Raw genomic sequence first — 1,352 nt, 5'->3', positions numbered from 1 at the left:
CCATCCACGGCATCGCGCGGCAGCACGTACTTCACGTCGTAGAGCACGGACGAAGGTTTGCCGTAGGCACGCACGCCGTCGGCGCCCAGCGCCACGAACTGCCGGTGGCCCACGGCCACGATCACCGCATCGTAGGCAGCCGTGGGCGGCTCCGCCAGCGGAACGAGGCCGTATTCGTGCTCGGCTTCGGCCGCGTTCACCCACGGGTCGTGCACGTCCACCGTGGCGTTGTAGTCGCGCAGGGCCTGCACGATGTCGACCACGCGCGTGTTGCGCAGGTCCGGGCAGTTCTCCTTGAACGCCAGGCCCAGCAGCAGCACGCGTGCGTGCACCGGGTTGATGCCCTTGCGCACCATCAGCCGGATCACCTCGCCGGCGATGTACGGGCCCATGCCGTCGTTGGTGCGCCGGCCGGCGAGGATCACGTCCGGGTGGTGCCCGACTTCCTGCGCCTTGTGGGTGAGGTAGTAGGGATCGACGCTGATGCAATGGCCGCCGACCAGGCCGGGGCGGAACGGCAGAAAGTTCCACTTGGTGCCGGCGGCTTCCAGCACTTCCAGCGTGTCGATGCCGAGCTTGTTGAACAGGATCGCGAGATCGTTGACCAGTGCGATGTTGAGGTCGCGCTGCGTGTTCTCGATCACCTTGGCCGCCTCGGCGACCTTGATGCAACTGGCCTGGTGCGTGCCGGCGGTGATGATCGAGCCGTACAGGCGATTGACGAAATCCGCCACCTCGGGCGTGGAGCCGGAAGTGACCTTGAGGATGCCGGTGACGCGATGCTGCTTGTCGCCGGGATTGATCCGCTCGGGACTGTAGCCGACGAAGAAATCCCGGTTGAAGACCAGCCCGGAGCCTTCGGCGAGTAGGGGCACGCACACTTCCTCGGTGCAGCCGGGATAGACCGTGGACTCGTACACCACGATGTCACCTTGCTTCAGCACTTTGGCCAGCGTCTGGCTGGCCTTCACCAGCGGCGTCAGGTCCGGCCGCTTGGCGGCATCGATCGGGGTGGGCACGGTGACGATGTAGACGTTGCAGGCGCGCAGATCGTCGAGCGTGGCGGAGAAGCGCAGATGCGCAGCGGCCGCCAATTCGTTGGCATCCACTTCCAGCGTCTGGTCGTGGCCGGCGCGCAATGCGTCGATGCGCGCGTGGTTGATGTCGAAGCCGAGCGTGTCGTAGTGCTTGCCGAACTCCACCGCGAGGGGCAGGCCGACATAGCCGAGGCCCACGATGGCGAGTCGGGTGTTTTCCAGCTTCCGCATACAGTCATCCCGAGGTGTTTTGGGTAGCGTCTGATGCGCATGCAGCGCGTGTCGGCCGATCGACGGGGACGCACGCTTGCGCTG

Annotated in this window: 1 protein-coding gene; it reads right to left on the bottom strand. The window is 65.9% G+C overall.

Going from position 1 to position 1,352, the window contains the following annotated elements:
• Nucleotides 1-1,268, bottom strand: a 1,268-nt coding sequence (tviB, locus tag ISP25_RS00025) for a Vi polysaccharide biosynthesis UDP-N-acetylglucosamine C-6 dehydrogenase TviB (RefSeq protein WP_404611407.1), incomplete at its 3' end; no start/stop codon positions are given.
• Nucleotides 1,269-1,352 lie beyond the last annotated feature (84 nt).

The organism is Rhodanobacter hydrolyticus (genome assembly GCF_044904645.1).
Note: the sequence above shows the minus strand (reverse complement) of the source record. Positions and strands in the feature narration are given on the sequence as shown.